Origin of the sequence: Plantactinospora sp. BB1 (genome assembly GCF_003030385.1) — a bacterium.
Lineage (GTDB): Bacteria > Actinomycetota > Actinomycetes > Mycobacteriales > Micromonosporaceae > Plantactinospora.
The window spans coordinates 6,842,275-6,864,523 of the sequence record NZ_CP028159.1; the positions used below are offsets into that span (position 1 = coordinate 6,842,275).

Genomic DNA, 22,249 nt, shown 5'->3' on the forward strand with positions numbered 1-22,249 from the left:
GACGCATGCCCCGGCCGGCGGGGGCGCGAGCTGTGGTGGGCCGGAGGTCTGCGCCCCGGACGGCTCCGTCGATCCGGCCATGGCCCGGGTCTGAACCGGTCACGCCGGTCGCGGCGGGTCGGAGATCTCGCCCGGAAAGGCGCATAAGGCCGCGCCGACCGGGAAGGCAGGGCCGATCCACGGCTCTGGGAGGGTGAGATGCGTTACCCGAGTGCGGCCAGCGACAGCCGCCCCGCCGCACGGCGGACCGGCCGGCCTGCCGGCGGCTCCGGTCGATGACACCACTCGGGCTGAGGATCCCCGGCGTGGATCTGCGCCGCCTCCACCTGCCCGCACTGCCCGCCCTGCCGGAGGCGCTGTCGCCCCGCAGCGTGCCGCAGCTCGTCGCCGGGGTCGCGCACAACGCCGAGTCGATGGTGGGCCGGGCCGCCCGGGCCGCCGGACTCAAGCGCCGGGCGATCTGGTCCCGGCCCGGCCGACACCACATCGAGGTGCACGGGATCGCCCAGCCCGGTGGCGAACGGCTGGCCGCGCAGATCGAACAGGCACTGGAGGGGCTCTCCGGGGTCGAGTGGGCCCGGGTCAACGCCCCCTCCGGGCGGGTGGTGGTGGCGGTCGGCACGCCCGCGCCCCGACTGCGGGCGCTGATCTCGGTGATCGCCGCCGTGGAGCGTGCCGACGGACGGGAGCCCGACCCGGACTGCGTGGAGCCGCATCCCCCGGAGGAGGGCCCGCGTACCCGACGGGCGATGACCAGGATCGCGACCGACGCGTTCGGGCTCGGCCTGTCGGCCGCCGTCCGGATCCTGCCGTTCACCCGGGCACCGGGCGAACTCGCCGGCCTGCTGCGGGCGGTGGACCTGCACCCGAGGCTGCACGCGCTCGCCGGGCGAGGGCTGCGCGGTGACCACCGGGCCGACTCCTGGCTGCCGCTCGCGACCGTACTGGCGCAGGGCCTGACCGGCGGCTGGGCCGGGATCCTGCTGGACAGCGCCCACCGGATCCTCCAGTGGGGCGAGGCGCGGGCCCAGTTGGCCGCCTGGGAGCAGGCCGAGCCGCTGCTCGCCGGTACCCCGGAACGGGCCCGGGCGGCACCGCCGCAGGACGAGCGACCGCGCACGAAGCCGGACGGCCCGGTCGAACGGTATCTGGCCCGGGTACTCGAATCCGGCAGCGTCGCCGGTCTCGCCGCGCTCGCCCTGGCCGACCGCAAGCGGGCGGCCGCGCTGGCCCTGTCCAGCATCCCGAGCGCGGCCGTCGCCGGCCGGGAGGCGTACGCGGCCCGGCTCGGCTGGCTGCTCGCCCGCCGGGGCGTGATCGCGATGGACCGTACGGTGCTGCGCGAACTGGAGCGCCTCGACGTACTGGTGCTGGACGCCGCCGCGCTGCGCTCGGCCCGGGGTGTCCTCGCCGACCTGGCACCGCTGCCCGGCGCGGATGCCGAGGAGGTGGCGGCACGGGCGTTCGACCTCTTCGACCCGGAGACCCCGGACCGGGTACGCGACGCCGACGGGTGGAAGCTCGGCCCGCTCGCCTCGCTGCGCCTGCCCGACGGGGTGGGTGCCGAGCAGATCGACCGGCTCGGTACGGACGGCGGAACCCTGCTCGGCCTCACCACCGGCGGCCGGCTCGCCGCGGTGGTACGGGTGGCCGCCGAACCCGCCCCGGGCATCGACGCGCTGCCGGCAGCGGCCCGGCGGGCCGGCCTGCGCCTGCTGGTCGCCGAGGACGACGCCGGCGACACCAGCGACGCCGGCAACAGCGGTAGCGCCAGCGACGCCAGCAGCAGCAAAAGCGGCGGAGAGCACGACTTCGCGGACGGGTTCCTGCCCGGCGGGCCACGACTCGCCGGGTCGATCCGGTCGTTGCAGGCCGAGGGGACGATGGTCGCCGTGGTGTCCAGCGATCCGCGCGCGCTGGCCGCCGCCGACTGCGGCCTCGGGGTGTGGCGGCCCGACGGTCGGCCGCCGTGGGGCGCACACCTGCTGGTCGGCTCCGACCTGACGGTGGCGGCACTGGTGGTCGAGGCCGTCGGCATGGCCCGTACGGTGGCCCGGCAGAGCATCGCGCTGGCCGCCGGCGGCAGTGCGCTCGGCGCGCTGGCGGCGTTCACCGCGGCACCGGCGCAACTGCCGGCACGGTCGATGACGGCGGTCAACGCCGCCGCCGGACTGGCGATCGGGCACGGCGTCTGGCGGGCGGGCCGGCTGCCGCCCCGGCGTACCTCGACCGCCGCCCCGCCGACCCCGTGGCACCTGATGCCGGTGCGGACCGTACTGGAGCGGCTCGGCACCGACCGGGCTGGCCTCGCCACCGAGGAGGTGGGTCGGCGCTGCCGGCCCACCTCGACCGGGTCCGCCGAGAGCCTCGACCTGCCCCGGGCGTTCGTCGAGGAGCTGGCGAACCCGCTCACCCCGGTGCTGGCCGGCGGTGCCGGGCTCTCCGCCGCGGTCGGCTCGGTGGCGGACGCCGCGCTGGTCGGTGGCGTGATCGGACTGACCGCGCTGATCGGTGCCGCGCACCGGGTCTCCACCGAACGGTCGCTGGCCGAACTCCTCTCCCGGTCGGCGGTGACCGCCCGGGTCCGGCGGGACGGCACCGAGCGGGTGGTCGCCGCCGGTGAACTGGTCCCCGGCGACGTCGTGGCGCTGGATCCGGGCGACGCCGTCCCGGCGGACTGCCGGGTGGTCGAGGCGGTCGGCCTGGAGGCCGACGAGTCGTCGCTGACCGGGGAGTCGCTGCCGGTGACGAAGACCAGCCAGCCGGTGGTGGCCGCCGCCGTGGCGGAGCGCCGGTCGATGCTCTACGAGGGGACCACCGTCGCCGCCGGTCGGGGCCTCGCCGTGGTGGTGGCGACCGGGGCGGACACCGAGGTCGGCCGGGGCATGGCGCTGGCCGGCGAGGCCGCACCGACCAGCGGGGTGGAGGCCCGGCTCGGCCGGCTGACCAAGCTGTCGATCCCGCTCGCCGCGAGTTCGGCGGTGGCGGTCGCCGGGGCCGGGCTGCTCCGGGGCGTACCGCTGGTGGAGTCGGCCGGCACCGCCGCCAACCTCGCGGTCGCCTCCGTACCGGAGGGGTTGCCGTTCCTGGTCAGCGCCGCGCAGTTGGCCGCCGCGCGCCGGCTGGCCGAACACGGCGCGCTGGTGCGCAACCCGCGCACCATCGAGGCGCTGGGCCGGGTCGACGTGCTCTGCTTCGACAAGACCGGCACGCTGACGGAGGGCGAACTGATGTTGGCCGGGGTCGGCGACGGCGAGCGGTACGCCGACCTCGACGGGCTGGACAAGTCACTGCGTGGCGTACTCGCGGCGGCGCTCCGGGCCACCCCGGCGGCCGAGCGTCCGGAGGAGGTCAGCCAGCAGACCGACCGGGCCGTACTGACCGGGGCCCGGCGGGCCGGCGTCGGCACCGGTACCCGGACGCACCCGTGGCACCAGGAGCACGCGCTGCCGTTCGAGCCGTCCCGGGGCTACCACGCCACGGTCGGCCGGCACCGGGGCCACCATCTACTCAGCGTGAAGGGCGCACCGGAGACGATCCTGCCCCGGTGCACCCGGCACGGCGACCGGGATCTGGACGAGGCGGGCCGGCAGGCCCTCCAGGAGACGCTGGACCGGCACGCCGGGGCCGGTCAGCGGGTACTCGCGGTCGCCGAGCGGGAACTGCCGGCCGACACGGTGACCGAGGACGACGTCGACGGGTTGACCTTCGTCGGCTTCCTGGCCCTCTCCGACGGGGTACGCGAGAGCGCAGCCCCGGCGGTGCGGCGGATCCGGCAGGCCGGGGTGCACACCATCATGATCACCGGTGACCATCCGGCCACCGCCGAGGCGATCGCCGCGATCATCAGTACCGACGACACCGACCAGCGGGTGGTGACCGCCGCCGAACTCGACCGGCTCGACGACGACGCCCTCGCGCAGCGGCTGGCCCGGACCGACGTGGTCGCCCGGTGCACACCGACGCACAAGGTACGGATCATCCGGGCGTTGCAGAAGTGCGGCCGTACGGTGGCGATGACCGGGGACGGTGCCAACGACGCGCCCGCGATCCGGCTCGCCGACGTCGGCATCGCGCTCGGCCAGCGGGGTACCCCGGCCGCCCGGGCCGCCGCCGACCTGGTGGTCACCGACGACCGGCTCGAAACGATCATCGCCACCCTGGTCGAGGGCCGCGCCATGTGGTCCTCGGTACGGCACGCGCTGAGCATCCTGGTCGGCGGCAACCTCGGCGAGATCGCGTTCAGTGTGCTCACCGCCGCGCTGACCGGCCGGTCCGCGTTGAACGGCCGGCAGATGCTGCTGGTCAACCTCCTCACCGACCTGGCTCCGGCGATGGCGATCGCGGTCCGGGCACCCCGGGCGGAGAGCATGGACGGCCTGCTCACCGAGGGGCCGGAGACCTCGCTCGGCGCCAGCCTCACCCGGGAGATCGCGCTGCGGGCCGGTACCACCACCCTCGGCGCGACCACCGGCTGGACGTTGGCCCGCTACACCGGCACCCGGCGTCGGGCCGGAACCGTCGCGCTCGCCTCGCTGGTCGGTACCCAACTCGGCCAGACCCTGCTGGACGGCGGGGCGAGCCCCGGCGTGCTGGCCTCGACCGCCGTCTCGGTGGCGGTACTGGCCGGGGTGATCCAGACGCCGGGGCTGAGCCACTTCTTCGGCTGCACCCCGCTCGGGCCGGTCGGCTGGGGGATCGCCGCCGGCAGCGCGCTGAGCGCCACCCTCACCAACACCGCCGTCGACCGCCTGATCGCCCCACCCACCGCCGACGGCAACCCCGACGGCAACCCCGACGGGACCGACGGAACCGAAACGACCGGCAACAACACGGATCGGGCCGGCAACACGGATCGGATCGGCAACACGGACGGGGCCGGCGGTGCGTCAACGGCCGGTGGTGCCGTCCCGGATCGGGACGACAGCACCGCCTCCCGGCCTCCCGGTGGCTGAGTCCGGCCGTCTTTCGCCGGCTGCGGTCAGGAGCCCCGGGGCCAGACGAACTCCGCCGCCCGGGCCCGCGCCGGCAGTTCGGTGACCGTGTTGACGGCACCGGTCGCCGGATCGAGCACCTGGAGCGCGTCACCCTGCCCGTCGGCGGTACGCAGCCGCAGCAACACCCCCTCCGGCAGGTAGCCGAGCGGCTCGGTCCACCAGTCCCGAGCCGCCGCCGGGCTCGGGCTCGCCGCCGCCGGACCTGGCCGGTCGGAGTGCGGCAGCGGGATCCGGCGTACTCCCTTACTGGTCAGGTCGACCCGGATCAGGTCGCCGCCGTGGTCCAGCCCCGGCATGCCCTGCTCCGGATCCGCCACCTCGACCACGCTGAACAGCAGCGCCCGGCCGTCCGGGGAGACCCTCGGCGTCTCGGAGCCCAGGCTCTCCGCCGACCCCAGGTGGCGGCGCAGGTTGAGCTGGAGACGGGTCGGCTCGGTGCCGCCGACCACCTCGAGCTGTCGAAGATCGACGTCGGTCCGCCGGACGGGTTCGTCGGAGGTCCCGAGGAACAACACCTCGTCGCCGGGTAGCACCGCGAGCGGCTGCCAGCGCTCGCCGTCGAGGCCGGTCACCGGCCGCTGGTCTCCGGAGGTGACGTCGAGCCGGACCGGCGCCGCCTCCTCGTGCAGGTTGTCGGCCAGCAGCAGCCAGCGACTCTCCGGCGACCAGGCGACCGGGGAGAATCCGTCCGGGAGCCGGTGCCGGGTGGTGCCGGTCAGGTCGCGGACGACGTACCGCCCGTCGCGCTGTTCACCGAGCCAGCGGCCGTCGGGTGAGAGGGTCGGCCGGGTGTGCGACAGGCCCGCCGCCGAGGTCACCGGCTCGGCCAGCCGGTGCTGCCGGCCGTCCTCGGTGAGCAGCACCGGCGCGGGCGCGCCCGGACGCAGGTCGGCGTAGACGAGGACACCCGGGCCGACCGGGCCGCTGGCCGGCAGGGCATCCGGCCCGGACGCCGGCAGGTCGAGCCGGTCCGGCAGCCAGTCGACGGTCGGTACCGCGACGACCGTCTGCGCGACGGGCGGGTCCGGCCGCAGTCCGACGACCGCGACGGTGCCGAAGGTGACCACGGTCGCTGCCGCGGCCACCGGGGCGAGCCGGGCGGCCCGGCGGCGGCGCCGGGCGACCCGGACGGCACGGCCGGTGACGTCGTACACCTTCGCCTGCCCGGCGATCTCATCGAACATGTCCCTCAACCCGCTCATCCGACACCTCCATCGGTCCACTCATCAGGTCGGCGAGTTCGGGGGCGAGGGTCCGCAGCCGACCGAGGGCATGACTGGTCTGGCTCTTCACGGTGCCGGTCGAGCAGCCCAGCACCGCCGCCGTCTCGGCGACCGAGAGGTCCTCGAAGAACCGCAGCACCAGCACCGCCCGCTGCCGCCAGGTCAGCCGGGCGAGGGCGCGTTCCAGGAGAAGCCGGGAAACCACGCCGTCGGCCGCGTCCCCGGCCGGCCCGATCTCGGGTACGCCCTCGGCAGGCTGCACCACCTGCCGGCGCCACCTGCGCCAGGACAGGATCCGCTCGTTGTACATGACGCGCCGGACGTACGCCTCGGGGTCGCCGGTCGCGGCGACGCGCCGCCACCGTGCGGCGACCTTGACCAGCGCGGCCTGCAACAGGTCCTCGGCGTCGTGGTGCCGCCCGGTCAGCAGGTAAGCCACTCGGGACAGTCGGACCAGCCGTGCCTCGACGAACTCCCGGAAGCCAACCTCGTCCTCCACGATTCCTCCCACGACAACTCGCTCTGCCGGATACATGCCGGCCAGGCGCGACAGGTTGGAACCGACTCTGGAAAACAACCGACAGGCGTACTCAGATATGTCGCTGCTTCTATTAATTTCCCTTCGAGATCAGTAGCGTCACGTTAGCCATCGGTGGCGGGGGCCACCGGAGTGATGGCATGACGGAGGGGGATACATGCGTCGAACGATCGCGATCCTGGCCGCCGGAACATTGGCGGCGACAGGGTTGACAGCGACCGGCGCCCAGGCTCGGCCGAGTACGGACGAGCGCAGTGCGGGCGTTGTCACCAGCGCCCCGGCCATCGGCCTCGCCAAGGTGAAGCCGAGCGCCGCCAAGCAGCCAGCCGGACCGAACCCGTTCCTCGCACTGCTGCCGGACCCGGCCAAGGCGGACTACGTCGGGTGGAAGAACTGGCTGGCCAAGCAGGGCGACCAGCGGGCCGGACTGCGGGCGCAGCAGCGGGCGGCGGCCGCCGCACCGGTACTGGCCGACGAGGAGGAACCGGCCGGCATCCGGGGCGGCAACGACACCCCGGCGAACGCACAGCGGATCACCGGATTCGGTACGGGCGGTAAGGACAATCCCCGGCTGCGGATCCTCGGCAGCCTCTCCCCGGAGCAGGTGGACGCGACCGAGATCGGGCCGAACCCGGAGGACGACGGCGCCATCCCGCTGGCCGGCGAGACCGGGGTCGGCACCACCGAGCAGGCCGTCACCACCACGGCCGCGATCGGGGACGGCCCGCACGGCAGCGCGGCCAGCGGCAGCGGCGACTTCGACTTCTACGAGGTCACCGGCGTCGCCGGCCGGACCCTGACGGTCGACGTCGACACGCCGGCCGGTGAACTCGACTCGGTCGTCCTGCTCTACGACGCCGAGGGCGAGTTGATCGCGCTCAACGACGACAGCCCGGAGGGACTGGACAGCCTGCTGGTGCACCAGTTCGCCGCCGACGGCACCTACTACGTGGCGGTGATCGGCTTCCCGACCCTCCCGGCCGACCCGTTCGACTCGGCCAGCGGCGGGGGTGCCGGCAGCGAGGGGCCGTACCAGGTCACCATCGGCACCGCCGAGCAGGACACCGACTTCTTCGCCGTGAAGCTGCGGCCGGGTGACGTGGTCGGCGCCTCGGTCGAAGGCTCGGCCGCCAAGATCACGGTCTACGACCCGGACGGCCGCGAGGTGCACGGGTCCGACCAGGACGCTTCCTCCCTCTACCCGCCGAACAGCCCGCTGCCGGGCGGCGGCAACGCGGTCACCGAGCACGTGGCCGACAAGGCCGGCTGGCACTACGTCGGGGTGAGCCTCGGCGACGGCATGTACGACATCACGGTCGAGGCGTACCGGTCGGGGCAGCAGCCGCGGCAGACGCTCTTCCTCGACTTCGACGGTGCCCGGATCAACACCGCCATCTTCGGCGGCCCGGGCGTGCGCACCCTGAGCCCGATGCGGGCCTTCCTCGGCCGGTGGGGGCTGACCGCCGCCGACGAGGACGCGGTGATCGATGGGATCATCGCCGGGGTACGGGAGAACCTCCGGCACGACATGATCGAGAGTGGGCTCAACCCGCGCTTCGACATCCGGATCCTGAACAGCCGGGACCACGCCGACCCGTTCGGGCAGGCGAACGTCAGCCGGATCATCATCGGCGGCAGCATCGAGGAGTCGGGCGTACCGACCATCGGTGTGGCGCAGTACATCGACCCGGGCAACTTCGGCACCCAGGACTCCGCGCTGGTACTGCTGGACGTGCTGAGCGACCCGGCCGGTGAGGAGCCGTCGCTGAACACGTACATCACCGAGGCCAGCAACCGGGTCGAGTTCGTCGGCCGGGCGGTGGGCAACGTGACCGCGCACGAGGCCGGGCACTTCTTCGGCAACTGGCACGTCGACCAGTTCAACGAGCAGGCGAACATCATGGACCAGGGCGGGAACTTCCCGCTGATGTTCGCGGTCGGCCCGGACGGCGTCGGCGGCACCGCCGACGACCCCGACGTCGACTTCGGCGAGGACACCTTCAACCCGGGCGAGGGCTTCACCGGTACCGAGGACACCCTCAGCCGGATCGTCTTCGGCGTCACCCGGTGACCGACGGCTAGCACGTCGACCGTTCACGGCGGCCCCTTCCGGTTGCACCTCGACCGGGAGGGGCCGCCGGCCGTCCGGGGGGAGTGCGCCGGTCCGGCCTCGCTGACCGGATCGTTCCGGAGCCGGGCAGGATGGTGTCTGCCGTCGTCGGCGTCGAGCGGAGAGGATCGGTGGCATGTCATCCCGTGCACTCGTCGTCATCGACGTACAGGAGTCGTTCCGGCAACGGCCGATCTGGGCGGCCACCTCGAACCCAGACCTCGTCGACCGGGTACGCCGGCTGACCGAAGCGTTCCGGGCCTCCGGTGATCTCGTGGTCTGGGTGCTGCACACCGAGCCCGGCACCGGCACCGTCTTCGACCCGGCGCTCGGTCACGTCCGGCTGATCGCCGGCCTGGAGCCCGAGCCCGGTGAGCCGGTGCTGCACAAGACCTCGCACAATGCGTTCACCACCACCAACCTCCAGCAACTGCTGACCGGGGCGGGGGTGGTGGAGGTGGCGGTCTGCGGGATCCGTACCGAGCAGTGCGTCGAGACCACCGCCCGACTCGCCAGCGATCTCGGCTACCAAGTGACGTTCGTGACCGACGCGACCGCGACGAATCCGATCGAGCATCCCGACGCCCCGCCCGGCCGTACCCTGGCCGAGATCCTCGCCGACCCGCGCACGCTCGGCGTCGACGAGATCGTCGCCCGTACCGAGTACGCGCTCGCCGGCCGCTTCGCCACCATCCGTACCGTGGCGGAGCTGACCGGCGGGAGTACCGGAGGCGACCCGGCGGCCGTCGACCGGGCCGCCGTGCCGGAGCCGGCCGTCGGGTGACGAACGTCCTCTTCCTGCTCGCCGCCCGGCTGCACCTGCTCGACCTGGCCGGCCCGGCGCAGGCGTTCTCCACCGCCGCCGACCTCGGCGGCGGCTACGCCCTGCACTACGTCGGCGAGCAGGAGGAGGTCGACACCACCCAGGGCGTACCCCTGCGGGCCCGGACCGACTGGCCGGAGCTGGGCCCCGACGACCTGATCGTGGTGCCGGGATGGCGGCCCGCCGACCGGGCCGGTCGTCCCGGGTTCACCGCCGCGACCCTGGAACGGCTGGTCCAGCACCACCGCCGGGGCGGCACGGTGGCCAGCGTCTGTGCCGGGGCGTTCGCGCTGGCCGGCGCCGGGCTGCTGGACGGCCGGCGCTGCACCACCCACCACGACCTCTCCGACGAGCTGGCCCGCCGGCATCCCCGGGCCGTCGTGGTCCGGGACGTGCTCTACGTCGTGGACGACCGCGTGGTCACCTCGGCCGGCATCGCCAGCGGGATCGACCTGGCCCTGCACCTGCTCGCCGTGCGGCACGGCCCCGGGTTCGCCGCCCGGGTGGCGCGAGAGATGGTCGTCTACGCCCGGCGCAACGGCGACGAACGGCAGGCCAGCGCGATGCTGCGACACCGGGGCCACATCAGCGACGTGGTGCACCGGGTGCAGGACGTCATCGACGCCCGCTTCGCCGACCGGCTGGCCCTGGCCGACCTGGCCGCCGCCGTCGGGGTCAGCGAACGGACCCTCACCCGGGTCTTCGTCCGGGCCGTCGGGGTGACGCCGCTGCGCTACCAGCAACTGCTCCGGGTCGAACGCGCCGAGCACCTGATCGGGCACGGCGCCACCGTCGAGGCCGCCGCCCGAGCGGTCGGCTTCGGCGACGCCCGGATGCTGCGCCGGCTGCGCGGCCGGGCCGGGCCCGCCCCGGCCGGGGGCTAGCGGGGGTACGTCCGGGGTTCCCCGGTGACTCCGCCCGCCGGTACGTTGCCGGGGCCCGGTGCGCGCGTCGGGCAGGACGACGGACGAGGCGAGGAGTAGAGATGCGGTACGTACGGCTGGGCGGCTCGGGGCTGGAAGTGTCGAGCGTCGTCCTCGGATGCATGAGCTTCGGCGACCCGCAGCGCGGCACACACTCCTGGTCGGTCGGCCTGGACGAGGCGCGACCCTTCTTCCGGCAGGCCGTCGAGGCCGGGATCACCACCTTCGACACCGCCAACGTCTACTCCCTCGGCACCAGTGAGGAGATCACCGGCCGGCTGCTCGGCGAGTTCGCCCGGCGGGACGAGGTGGTCATCGCCACCAAGGTGCACGGCCGGATGGGTCCGGGTCCGAAGGGCGGCGGGCTGTCCCGGGCGGCGATCCTCACCCAGGTCGACGAGAGCCTGCGCCGGCTCGGCACCGACTACATCGACCTCTACCAGATCCACCGGTACGACCCGGAGGTGCCGATCGAGGAGACGATGGAGGCGCTGCACGACCTGGTACGGGCCGGCAAGGTGCGCTATCTCGGCGCGTCCTCGATGTGGACGTGGCAGTTCGCGCAGGCGCAGTACACCGCCGACCTGCACGGCTGGACCCGGTTCGTGTCCATGCAGGACCAGTACAACCTGATCATGCGGGAGGAGGAGCGAGAGATGCTGCCGTTCTGCCTCGACCAGGGCGTCGGGGTACTCCCCTGGAGCCCGCTGGCCCGGGGCCGGCTGACCCGGGACTGGGAGGTCAGCACCGCGCGTAGCGAGACGGACATCTTCGGCGGCACGCTTTACAAGCAGGCCGAGGAGGCCGACCGTCGGGTCGTCGGCGCCGTCGCCGAGGTCGCCGCCGAACTCGGGGTTCCCCGGGCCCAGGTCGCGCTCGCCTGGCTGCTGCACCAGCCGGCGGTGACCGCCCCGATCGTCGGGGCGACGAGGCCGGAGCACATCACCGACGCCGTCGCCGCGGTCGAACTGGCGCTCGGCGAGGACGAGCTGCGCCGGCTCGGCGAGCACTACCTACCACACGCCCCGGAAGGCTTCTGACCCTTCCGCCGGACGCCGGACGCCGGGCGGCGGTCGGCACCGTCGACCCGACCGACCCGGCGACCGGTACGGTGATCAAATGCTCTCTCCGGGAGTCGTGCTCAACGACCGCTACCTGCTCGGGAACCGGGTCGCGACCGGCGGCATGGGAGACGTCTGGTCGGCCACCGACACTCTGCTGAAGCGGCGGGTCGCGGTGAAGGTGCTGCTCCCGGCGCTGGTCTCGGACACCGAGTTCATCACCCGGTTCCGCACCGAGGCCCGACTGATGGCCGCGCTGCGGCATCCCGGCATCGTCGGCGTCTACGACTACGGCGAGGACGCGGTGGTCGACGGTCGCCGGGTGGACTACCTGGTGATGGAGTTCATCGACGGGATGTCCCTGGCCAAGCGGATCAAGGCGGTGGGCCGGCTCGGTGTCGCCGAGACCCTCTCCGTGCTGACCCAGGCCGCGCAGGCGCTGCACGTCGCGCACCAGGCCAGCATCGTGCACCGGGACGTCAAGCCGAGCAACCTGCTGGTGCAGCCGGACGGTTCCGTCGTACTGGTCGACTTCGGGGTGGCCCGGTCGGCGAACGTGACCAGCATCACCGCCAGCAACATCGTGCTCGGTTCCGCGCACTACATGGCCCCGGAGCAGATCGCCGGCCGTCCCGTCTCGGCGGCCACCGACGTGTACGCGCTCGGCGGCGTCGCGTACTGCTGCCTCACCGGTCGGCCGCCGTTCACCGGCGGCAACCCGCTGCACATCGTGACCCAGCACCTCCAGGAGGCGCCGCCCGCGCTGCCGCCGGACGTACCGGCCCCGGTGGCGATGCTGGTCAACCGGGCCCTGGCGAAGGAGCCGGCCGACCGGTACCCGAGTGCGGCGGCGTTCGCCGAGGCCGCCCGCGCGGCCGAGTACGCCATCTCGTCCTCCTCCACGGTGCCGCTGCCGTCCCCGGGCCCGCTGCCGGTGTCCAGCCCGCCGCCGCCACCGTCGACGACGCCGCTGCCTGCCGGCGCCCTGCCGTCACCCGGGACCCAGTCGCCCGCTGACGCACAGTGGTCCGCCGGGACCCTGCCGTCGGCCGGTGCCCGGTCGCCGGGCGGGTCGCCGGGCTGGCGGGCCGGGCCCGGTCACACCGGGCCGACCCTGCCCGCCGCCGTTCCGGCCGGTCCGTCGACCGGTGGCGGCAGGCGGCGGCGCGTGGCGGTGCTGGCCGGGGTGGCAGCCACCGTCGTCGCGGTGGTCGGCCTGGTCGCGCTGCTGGTCGGGCGCCCCGGACCGGAGCAGACGGGGGCGGAGCCGCAGAACCGGGCACGAATCGCCACGTCCAGCGGCGAGGCCCCGGGCGGCGAGGTCGAGGAGACCGAACCGGCGGCCCAGGCGAGCGCGAGTGCCGGACCGAACCGGCCGGCGAGCACGGCCGGCGGGCCGGGCCGCTCACCCGGGGCCCAGCCCGCCGAGCCGGGCGGCGGCGGAAAGCCGGCCCCGGGGCCGGGCACCACGCGTCCCGCGCCGGAGAAGAACCCGCACACCCCGGGCAAGGTCTGCGGCGGCGGCTACCAGGTCGTCGACTCGGCGACCCTGACCGGCCCGAACGGCGCCCAGCTGGCCCGGGTGTACCTGCTCTACAACAACAGCAACGGCAACAACTGCACGGTCGCCCTCAAGACCAGCTCCGTCGGCGTCGCCAGCCAGGTCTCGGCGTACCTGGAGGTGCAGGGCGCGAGCCGGCGCACCGACAGCGGAGCGTACGAGTACTACGCGGGTCCGGTACGGGCCAAGGCCGCCGGGGTCTGCGTCAGGTGGGGCGGGTCGGCCGGCGGAGTCAGCTACAACAGCTCCTTCGAGCACTGCGGCTGAGCGCCCGCATTTCGTACCCATCCGGCTCGGCCTCGTCCGCGCGATGCTGGACGTCGGCAGGTGGCAGGCTGGTCAGACCGCCGAGTTGCGGGCCGGGTCGGCAGAATTGTCGAGGCCGGATGCTCCGCTCCGATCTCTGGAAGTCGCGCGGATGACCGACGCCGGACTCTGCCGGCCCGGCCCGGCCGGGCAGCGACCGGCCGGGCGGTGGGATCGGCCGGGGCTGCGATCGGCCGGGCGGCCCGGGTGACCGGGCGGCGCGGGCGGGTGGTCGCGGCGGGTGGTCGCGTCGACGCATCGGAGATCGCGATCGGAGAGGTGAGGAGCCGACGATGAAGTACATGCTGCTGATCCACAGCAACCCGCAGAACTGGGGTCATCCGACCTTCCTGCACACGGCGGAGGCGCAGGCGATGTCGCCCGAGGAACGGGCCGAGCTGTCCCGGCAGTTCGAGACGCTGCTCGCGGAGATCGTCGAGTCCGGGGAGCTGGTGACCGCGGAGGCGCTGCCGGATCCGGCCCGGACCCGGACCGTCCGGGCACCCGACGGCGTACCGGCGGTCACCGACGGGCCGTTCGTCGAGGCCAAGGAGCAGTTCGCCGGCTACTTCATCGTCGACTGCGAGAGCCCGGAACGGGCCACGGAGATCGCCGCCCGGTTCCCGGACGTCCGCTTCGGCGGCGCGGTGGAGGTACGCCCGATCATGGAGCGGTCCGGCCAGGAGATGTGAGGACCGGAAACCGCCGTGCAGCCTGAGGAAACCACGGAGGACCTGCTGCGCCGGCTGGCGCCGCGGGTCCTCGCCGCGCTCGTCCGGCACTACGGCAACTTCGAGGCCGCCGAGGACGCCGTCCAGGAGGCGCTGCTCGCCGCCGCGACACAGTGGCCCGGCAGCGGGGTACCGGAGAGCGCGCTGGGCTGGCTGATCCGGGTCGCCTCCCGCCGGCTGACCGACGAACTGCGCAGTGACCTGGCCCGGCGGCGCCGGGAGGCGACGGTGGTGGCCCACACCGGGCCGGACCAGCTCCTCGCACCCGCCGCCGACGTCGCCGACCCGCAGGGCTCGGACGACACGCTGACCCTGCTGCTGCTCTGCTGCCATCCGAGCCTCACCCCCGCCTCGCAGATCGCGCTGACGCTGCGGGCGGTGGGCGGTCTGACCACGGCCGAGATCGCCAGGGCCTTCCTCGTCCCCGAGACGACGATGGCGCAGCGGATCAGCCGCGCCAAGCAGCGGATCAGGGCGGCCGGGGGCCGCTTCCACCTGCCGCCGGAGGAGGAGCGGGCGGAGCGGTTCCGCGCCGTGCTGCACGTGCTCTACCTGATCTTCAACGAGGGCTACACCGCCACCGCCGGCCCGGACGTGCACCGTGCCGACCTGGCCGCCGAGGCGATCCGACTGGCCCGGACGGTCAACCGGATCCTGCCCGACGACGGCGAGGTCGCGGGACTTCTCGCGCTGATGCTGCTGACCGACGCGCGGCGTCCGGCGCGTACCGGCCCGGGTGGCAGCCTGGTGCCGCTGGCCGAGCAGGACCGGAGCCGGTGGAACCGGGAGTACGTCGACGAGGGGATCGCGCTCGTCACGCGTACGCTCTCCCGCGCGCCGATCGGGCCGTACCAGGTCCAGGCCGCGATCGCCGCCGTACACGCGGAGGCGGAGCGTGCCGAGGAGACCGACTGGGCGCAGATTCTCGCGCTCTACCAGATCCTCGAACGCCTGGCGCCGAACCCGGTGGTGACGCTCAACCACGCCGTGGCGGCGGCGATGGTCCGGGGTCCGCAGGTCGGACTGGCTCTGCTGGCACCGCTCGACGCCGACGAGCGGGTCGCCGGTCACCACCGTCTGCACGCCGTCCGAGCCCACCTGCTGGAGATGGCCGGCGAGCCGGAGAGTGCCCGGGAGAGTTATCTGACCGCTGCCCGGTTGACCACCAGCCTGCCGGAGCAGGAGTACCTACAGAACCGCGCGGCCCGGCTGACCTCGCCCGGCGGGTAGGCCCGACGAGGTTCCCGGTGCTGGCCGTGCGCGGCATGTCGAGACGGCAGGGCCCGCTCCGATCTCCGACGAAGACGTACGCCCAGGGAGGGGATCGCGAATGGATCCGGAGAAGATCTTCGAGTGGACGGTCGCGGAACGGCTCAGCCTCGCCGACTTCCTCGACGGCCTCGACGAGCACGAGTGGCAGGTGGCGTCGCTCTGTCCCGGATGGACGGTGCAGGACGTACTGGCGCATCTGACGCTCGGCACCCGGACCACCGTCCGCGACCTGCTGGTCGGATTGATCCGCTCGGGTGGCGGCTTCAACCGGATGGAGGCCAGGATGGCCCGGGACCGGGCCGCCCGGTTCAGTCCCGCCGAACTCGTCGCCCAGTTCCGGTCCAGTGCCGCCTCCCGCCGACGTTCCCCCGGCTCGGGGCCGCTGGATCCGCTCGTCGACGCGCTGGTGCACGGCCAGGACATCGCCCGACCCCTCGGCCGGATCCGGAAGATGCCGCCGGAGCCGGCGCTCGCCGGCCTCGAGTACGCCCGGAAGAGTTCCTTCTACGGTGCCCGCAGGCGCTTCCGGGGGATCCGGTTGGTCGCCACCGACCTGGAGTGGTCCGCCGGAGACGGCCCCGACGAGGTACGCGGCCCCGTCGCCGACCTGCTCATGCTGGCCACCGGCCGGTCAGCCGGCCTCGCCACGCTCTCCGGCCCGGGTGCCGAACGCCTCGCCGGCACGAGGTAGCCGACGGCGCCGGTGGTACTGCGCCGGTGGTACTCCGTCCGGCGGCCGTAGTCTCGACCCCGTGCCGGAGGACGACGTCAGGATCACACTCACCCACGACCAGGCCGCCGTACTCTCCGACTGGCTCTATCGCATGATCGGCACAGCGCGGTTCGACGCCCTCGTCGACGAGGACCCTGCGGTCTGGTCGCCCCTGCACACCATCGGTGGCGTACTCGAAACCAGCCTCCCGGAGATCTTCGCCGCCGACTATCCGGTACGGCTGGACGCGGCCCGGGGACGTCTGCTGGAGTCTCTCGGCGACGGGTTCGTGGAGTCGGTGGCCGAACGACGTGCGCGGGCCGCGGAGCGGGGCGACGGACGGGTCCGGCGGGACGAGGTGTGAACGACGCGGCGGGTTCCGGCGCTACGACCCGGCGACTCGGCCAAGGTCAAGAGGAATCCGGGGTCGAGAGGAATCCGACGTGGAGAGGAATTGCTGCTGCTGGAGAGGAATTGGTGCTGGTGGAGCCGAGGGGACTCGAACCCCTAACCCCTGCCTTGCAAAGGCAGTGCTCTGCCAGTTGAGCTACGGCCCCGGGCGGGACGATGCCGCCCCGGGGATGGCGGTCCGGCCGACGTCCTACCGCAGGTCGGGAGCGGTGGTGGCCTCGTGCCAGAGGGCGCGCTCGTCGTTGGATTCCCTGACCTTCTTGTAGACCAGGGCCGCGACGCCCACCACGCCGACAACGAGCAGGATCTTCTTCAACATGGACGTATCCTCACGCTCGACGAGCCGTCGGACGGTATGAAGTGGGGCTAGATGGAATCGAACCATCGACCTCAGAGTTATCAGCTCTGCGCTCTAACCGACTGAGCTATAGCCCCCCGTTGCGACGAGCAAGGTTACCGTACCTCCGGCGCCGAACCCAACTCGGGGGCGGCGGTTCGGGACCGGACCCGTCGTACCAGCTATGACGCAGACCGTACCCGAACGGCGAACGCCGGGGCCACCGCTTTGCGGCGCCCCGGCGTCGGCGAGGTTGCTGTGCTGTCGTTCAGTCGCGCTCGGCGAGGGTCAGCTCGACGCCGCCGACCAGGTCGGCGCAGACGTTGTAGATGAACGCACCGAGGGTGGCGAGCGCGGTGAACAGCACCACGTTCACCAGCCCGATCAGTCCGGAGGTGAGGATGACGCCCTTGGCGGTGATCTGGAAGGTGCTGCCGCCCTGGCCGCCGCTCGCGCTGATCATGTCGGTCAGGGTGCCGTTCACGCTGTCGAAGACTCCCATGGCGTCGAGCGCCAGGTAGAGCACGGAGGTCGCGACGATCACCACGATGAAGAGCACCAGCGAGACGGCGAAGGAGAACTTCATCACAGACCAGGGGTCGATCCGCTTGAGGTTCAGCCGGGCCCGCCGGGGACCGCGCGAGGCGGCGGAGCTGACGGTACTGCGGGCGGCGCGGACCGCCTCGGTCACCCGGGCCGCACCGACCGCGCCGGTACCGGCGGCCGCGCCCGGGCCGGCAGCGCCGACACCCGCGCCCGCGGCTGGGGGAGCACCGGTCGCGGTACGCGCCGCCGCGCCGCCGAGACCGAACCGGTTCGTACCCGACGTCTGGGCAGCGCCACCGGCCCGCCCCGGCCGGAACGCGCTCTGCGCAGCACCGCTGGAGATCGGTTGGGTCGCCTCGGCGCCGGTCGTGGCACCGGTGGAACCCGGCCGGCCCGGAATCCGCTCGGTACGGTTCGCCTCGCCGGAGGGTTCCAGCCGGCTCGTCACGGTCGAATCGCTCTTGCCCGCCTGACTGTTGCCCGCCTGATCGGAGCGGTTCACCCCGGAGCTGCCTCGGGAAGCCGCGCCGGTCGCCGCCGGAGACGTCGCGGCGGACGTGGCTTCCCCGGTGGCAGCCGCCGGTTTGCCGGCCTCGGCTGCCTCGGTCGACGGCGTGGTCGACCCCTCGGGCAGCTGGTCGGGTGGCGGCGGCATGCCCGGCGCCCGGGTGAACTTGGGGGACGGCGTGTCGGCGCTGACCATCGCCCGGCCGACGGCCGCGCGGCCGGTCGCGGATGCACCGCCTGCGGCGGCCTCCTCGTCGACCGGGTTGGTCGAGGTCCCCGCAGCCCCCGACTTCGCCTGTGTCTCCGTCATCAACTAGTCCTGTTCGTCAGGCTCGTCGGCATTGCGAGCAATCGCCACAATAGTCACGCCGTCTGGTAGGTCCATGAGTTTGACCCCCATTGTGTTCCGGTCACGCGTTCGGCGTACAGGCTTCACTGGAGTCCGGATCACACCGCCGTTGCTGGTGATGGCGAACAGCTCGTCGTCCGGGCTGATGACGACCGCGCCCACCAGACCGCCACGGCGCTCTGTGATCTTCGCGGTCAGCACCCCTTTACCTCCCCTACCCTGCACGGGGTATTCCTCGATCGGGGTACGTTTCGCGTAACCCCCGTTCGTCGCCACGAGGACATCCAGGTCCATGCCCTCGCGGACCACCTCCATCGCCAACAGCACGTCGTCGTCGGTGAACCGCATCCCGATCACGCCCGAGGTGGCCCGACCCATCGGCCGGAGCGCCTCGTCGGTGGCGTTGAACCGGATCGCCTGCGCCTTCTTGGAGACCAGCAGGAGGTCGTCCCCGGGCCCCGCCAGCGCCGCTCCGACCAGCTCGTCCTCGTCGCGGAGGTTGATCGCGATGATGCCGCCGGAGCGGTTGGAATCGAACTCCTCCAACCTCGTCTTCTTCACCAGACCGTTCCTGGTGGCCAGTACCAGGTACGGCGCGACCTGGTAGTCCGGAATCTCGATCACCTGGGCGATCTGCTCGTCAGGCTGGAAGGCGAGCAGATTGGCCACGTGCTGGCCTCTCGCCACCCTACTGGCCTCCGGCAACTCGTACGCCTTGGCCCGGTAGACCCTCCCCTTATTGGTGAAGAAGAGCATCCAGTCATGCGTGGAGCAGACGAAGAAGTTGCTGACGATATCGTCCTGACGCAGCGTCGCGCCACTGACCCCCTTGCCGCCCCGGCGCTGCGAACGGTAGAGGTCGACCTTGGTCCGCTTGGCGTACCCGGTCCGGGTGATGGTGACGACCACGTCCTCGCGGGCGATCAGGTCCTCCATCGAGACCTCGCCCTCGAAGGGCACGATCTTGGTCCGCCGCTCGTCGCCCCACTTGGCCACGATCTCGCCGAGTTCCTCGGAGACGATCTTCCGCTGCCGCTCCGGCTTGGCCAGGATGTCCTTGAGGTCGGCGATCTCCAGCTCGATCTTGGCCAGCTCGTCGATGATCTTCTGACGCTCCAGCGCGGCGAGCCGGCGGAGCTGCATGTCCAGGATCGCGGTGGCCTGCACCTCGTCGATGTCCAGCAGCTGGATCAGGCCCTGCCGGGCTTCCTCCACCGTGGGCGAGCGCCGGATCAGCGCGATGACCTCGTCGAGCGCGTCCAGCGCCTTGACCAGACCCCGCAGGATGTGCGCCCGTTCCTCGGCCTTGCGCAACCGGTACGCCGTCCGCCGCCGGATCACGTCGATCTGGTGGTCCACGTAGTGCCGGATGAACTGGGCCAGGTTGAGCGTGCGCGGCACCCCGTCGACCAGGGCCAGCATGTTGGCGCCGAAGGTCTCCTGGAGCTGGGTGTGCTTGTAGAGGTTGTTCAGCACCACCTTGGCGACCGCGTCGCGCTTGAGCACCAGCACGATCCGCATACCGGTACGCCCGGAGGACTCGTCCCGGATGTCGGCGATCCCGGCGAGCTTCCCCTCCTTGATCAGCTCGGCGATCCGCTCGGCCAGGTTGTCGGGGTTGACCTGGTACGGCAGCTCGGTGACGACCAGGCTCGTCCGGCCCTTCTTGTCCTCCTCGACCTCGACCACCGCGCGCATCCGGATCGAGCCCCGCCCGGTCCGGTACGCGTCCTGGATCGGGGTGGTCCCCACGATCAGCCCGTGGGTCGGGAAGTCCGGTCCCTTGACGATCCCGATCAGCTCGTCGAGCGTCGTCGCCTCGTCGGCCTCCGGGTTCTCCAGGCACCACTGCACCGCGGCGGCGATCTCCCGCAGGTTGTGCGGCGGGATCTTGGTGGCCATGCCGACCGCGATGCCCTCGGAGCCGTTCACCAGCAGGTTGGGGATCCGGGACGGCAGGATCGTCGGTTCCTTGGCCCGGCCGTCGTAGTTGTCCTGGAAGTCGACGGTGTCCTCGTCGATGTCCCGGAGCATCTCCATCGCCAGCGGGTCGAGCTTGCACTCGGTGTTGTGGCTGACGAAACCGTCGCTGACGAAGGAGTGGTCCTCGGTCTCGACCCGCAGGCTGTAGACCGGCCGCACACCCGCGTCGGCGACCTCGGCGACCTCCGCGTAGTAGAACCGGCCGTCCACCAGCGGCTCGACGACGTCGCGCACCTCCCGCTCGGTGATCCGGGCCAGAATCTCGCCCCGGTCCCGCTCCCAGCGCTCGATCCGGTCGACGTTGTGCCGGCGCAGCCAGTCCTGCTCGATCCGGCCCTGCGCGCCGTACTCGCGGATGAACTCGCCGACGTACGGCACGTGGTCGCTCGACAGCGCCGTGCTGCTGGCCGGCACGCCGGCCAACTCGGACTCCAGCTTCGCCTGCTTGCGGCCGAGGAAGCCGACCTGCTGCGCGAAGAGCCGGGCGTCTCGCCGGTTGGTCACCACGACCTTGATCTCGCCGTTGTCGTACCGGCACTGCCGGCTGACCACGCCGAACTCCAGCAGCAACTGCTGGACCTCACGGGCCAGCCGCTCGCTACGGGTCGAGTACGAGATCTGGATGGTGTTGCGGGGCAGCAGCGACGACGAGCCGTCGCCCTCGAAGAGCGCCTGGAGGAAGGCGCGCTTGACCGCTGCCGGCCCCTGCCAGACGAACTCCGGCACGAACTTCGCCGCACTCCGCGCCCCGACCAACTCGCCCAGCACGCTCTTGCGCAGCTGGGTGAGGTTCTGCACGTCGAGTTCGTGCAGCACGTTGCCGGAGGCGATCACCCGCTCGGAGACGTACCGGGGACCGCCGACCGCGAGGTCGTAGGCGGCGAGCACCCGGACGAAGTACTCCCGGTCGACGTTGTTGAAGCCGGCCCGGTCGACCGAGACCCAGCCCTCGCTGACGAAGGCGCCGGCGAGAACCGCCGCCTCCACGTGTTCCAGCGTCGGGTAGCCGATCTCGTCCGGCACCGTCCGCTGGAGCACCACCCGGTCACCGGGGCGGACCTCGGCGAGCAGCTTCCAGAGCAGGGTCGGCACGCCGGCCACCTGCACCAGGCAGAGCACCGGGTGGTTGTGCGTACCGGTCAGCTCGTAGCCCTCGCGGGTGCGCAGCCGCAGCGTCGGGTGCTCGCCGGAGTGGAAGAACTTCGAGGCCCGGACCAGGTCGCCGTTGCGGTCCCGGACCTTGAGGTCGATCTCCGTCTCGGAGCTGGGCGCCGCGCCGGGGACGACCTGGTCGATCCGTACGGTGCCGTCAGCGGTACGAATCCGGGCATCGCCGGTGAGGCAGTAGCGCATCGCGGCGGCCGGATCGTTGCCCGGCGAACCGAAGTTGCCGTTGCCGTCGACCAGCGGGTAGCGCAGCGACCAGGTCTGGGCCATCCGGACCAGCGCGTCGTAGATCGCCGAGTCGCCGTGCGGGTGGAACTGACCCATCACGTCGCCGACCACCCGGGAGCACTTCACGTACCCCCGGTCGGGGCGGTAGCCGGAGTCGAACATCGCGTAGAGGATCTTCCGGTGTACGGGCTTGAGTCCGTCCCGTACGTCCGGCAGCGCCCGTCCGACGATCACGCTCATCGCGTAGTCGAGGTAGGAGCGCTGCATCTCCACCTCGAGCCCGACCGGTTCGATCCGGTCGTGCTGGGCCACCGCGCTCGCGGCCGCTTCCTGCTCCGGCTCGTTAGCGGAGGACTCGGGAGTATCCGTCACTGTCAACCCTTATCAGACTCAAAGCCGCATTCCGCTGTGGATAACGGCTGTGGAAACCGTGGAAGCTGTGGATAACTGTGTGGAACGGCGGT

The 22,249-nt window shown here is 72.6% G+C and carries 15 protein-coding genes and 2 tRNA genes; 10 read left to right on the forward strand and 7 right to left on the reverse strand.

Features of this window, described 5'->3' with window-relative positions:
• The first annotated feature begins 275 nt into the window (after positions 1 to 275).
• Complete coding sequence (locus C6W10_RS29915; protein WP_107262466.1) at positions 276 to 4,955, forward strand: cation-translocating P-type ATPase; 4,680 nt, start codon at positions 276 to 278, stop codon at positions 4,953 to 4,955.
• Between the two features lie 26 nt (positions 4,956 to 4,981).
• Here C6W10_RS29915 and C6W10_RS29920 read toward each other — a convergent pair whose 3' ends face one another.
• Both C6W10_RS29920 and C6W10_RS29925 read right to left on the reverse strand, forming a co-directional pair.
• A complete protein-coding gene (locus C6W10_RS29920; RefSeq protein ID WP_159104813.1) occupies positions 4,982 to 6,199 on the reverse strand; it encodes a PD40 domain-containing protein in 1,218 nt (405 codons plus the stop codon).
• Positions 6,171 to 6,719, reverse strand: a complete 549-nt coding sequence (locus C6W10_RS29925; RefSeq protein ID WP_234359541.1) for a SigE family RNA polymerase sigma factor — start codon at positions 6,717 to 6,719, stop codon at positions 6,171 to 6,173. The genes C6W10_RS29920 and C6W10_RS29925 overlap by 29 nt, the downstream gene beginning before the upstream one ends.
• A 196-nt stretch (positions 6,720 to 6,915) precedes the next feature.
• Here C6W10_RS29925 and C6W10_RS29935 point away from each other — a divergent pair, with 196 nt between their 5' ends.
• The 9 genes from C6W10_RS29935 (at position 6,916) to C6W10_RS29975 (ending at position 16,621) form a co-directional block, all read left to right on the forward strand.
• Positions 6,916 to 8,829 carry a PPC domain-containing protein gene (locus tag C6W10_RS29935; RefSeq protein ID WP_159104814.1) on the forward strand — a complete coding sequence of 638 codons (1,914 nt, stop codon included), beginning with the start codon at positions 6,916 to 6,918 and terminating at the stop codon, positions 8,827 to 8,829.
• A 175-nt stretch (positions 8,830 to 9,004) separates the two neighbouring features.
• Positions 9,005 to 9,652 (forward strand): cysteine hydrolase family protein, encoded by a 648-nt coding sequence (locus C6W10_RS29940; RefSeq protein ID WP_107262471.1) that lies wholly within the window; start codon positions 9,005 to 9,007, stop codon positions 9,650 to 9,652.
• The gene (locus C6W10_RS29945; protein WP_107262472.1) at positions 9,649 to 10,575 is read left to right on the forward strand and encodes a GlxA family transcriptional regulator; all 927 of its coding nucleotides are present in this window, start codon (positions 9,649 to 9,651) and stop codon (positions 10,573 to 10,575) included. Before C6W10_RS29940 ends, C6W10_RS29945 begins: the two co-directional genes overlap by 4 nt.
• A gap of 101 nt (positions 10,576 to 10,676) precedes the next feature.
• Positions 10,677 to 11,654 carry an aldo/keto reductase gene (locus C6W10_RS29950; protein WP_107262473.1) on the forward strand — a complete coding sequence of 326 codons (978 nt, stop codon included), beginning with the start codon at positions 10,677 to 10,679 and terminating at the stop codon, positions 11,652 to 11,654.
• A gap of 79 nt (positions 11,655 to 11,733) precedes the next feature.
• Positions 11,734 to 13,503: a serine/threonine-protein kinase gene (locus C6W10_RS39795; RefSeq protein ID WP_107262474.1), complete on the forward strand. Its 1,770-nt coding sequence runs from the start codon at positions 11,734 to 11,736 to the stop codon at positions 13,501 to 13,503.
• Positions 13,504 to 13,835: 332 nt separating this feature from the next.
• Entirely contained in the window at positions 13,836 to 14,234 is a 399-nt protein-coding gene (locus C6W10_RS29960; protein ID WP_107262475.1) for a YciI family protein, read from the forward strand.
• A gap of 15 nt (positions 14,235 to 14,249) precedes the next feature.
• The gene (locus C6W10_RS29965; RefSeq protein ID WP_107262476.1) at positions 14,250 to 15,503 is read left to right on the forward strand and encodes an RNA polymerase sigma factor; all 1,254 of its coding nucleotides are present in this window, start codon (positions 14,250 to 14,252) and stop codon (positions 15,501 to 15,503) included.
• A 100-nt stretch (positions 15,504 to 15,603) separates the two neighbouring features.
• Positions 15,604 to 16,236, forward strand: a complete 633-nt coding sequence (locus C6W10_RS29970) for a maleylpyruvate isomerase family mycothiol-dependent enzyme (protein WP_107262477.1) — start codon at positions 15,604 to 15,606, stop codon at positions 16,234 to 16,236.
• A 61-nt stretch (positions 16,237 to 16,297) separates the two neighbouring features.
• Positions 16,298 to 16,621: a hypothetical protein gene (locus C6W10_RS29975; RefSeq protein WP_199853385.1), complete on the forward strand. Its 324-nt coding sequence runs from the start codon at positions 16,298 to 16,300 to the stop codon at positions 16,619 to 16,621.
• Positions 16,622 to 16,738: 117 nt separating this feature from the next.
• On the opposite strand, the gene C6W10_RS29980 is transcribed toward C6W10_RS29975, so the two are convergent.
• From C6W10_RS29980 to gyrA, 5 genes are all read right to left on the reverse strand, one after another.
• Positions 16,739 to 16,814: transfer RNA gene (locus C6W10_RS29980), tRNA-Ala, on the reverse strand.
• A gap of 44 nt (positions 16,815 to 16,858) precedes the next feature.
• A complete protein-coding gene (locus tag C6W10_RS38910; protein ID WP_234359542.1) occupies positions 16,859 to 16,987 on the reverse strand; it encodes a DLW-39 family protein in 129 nt (42 codons plus the stop codon).
• Positions 16,988 to 17,029: 42 nt separating this feature from the next.
• A tRNA-Ile gene (locus C6W10_RS29985) sits at positions 17,030 to 17,103 on the reverse strand.
• A 170-nt stretch (positions 17,104 to 17,273) separates the two neighbouring features.
• Positions 17,274 to 18,368: a DUF3566 domain-containing protein gene (locus tag C6W10_RS29990; RefSeq protein ID WP_107262478.1), complete on the reverse strand. Its 1,095-nt coding sequence runs from the start codon at positions 18,366 to 18,368 to the stop codon at positions 17,274 to 17,276.
• Between the two features lie 3 nt (positions 18,369 to 18,371).
• Positions 18,372 to 22,157 (reverse strand): intein-containing DNA gyrase subunit A, encoded by a 3,786-nt coding sequence (gene gyrA, locus C6W10_RS29995; RefSeq protein WP_107262479.1) that lies wholly within the window; start codon positions 22,155 to 22,157, stop codon positions 18,372 to 18,374.
• Between the last annotated feature and the right edge of the window lie 92 nt (positions 22,158 to 22,249).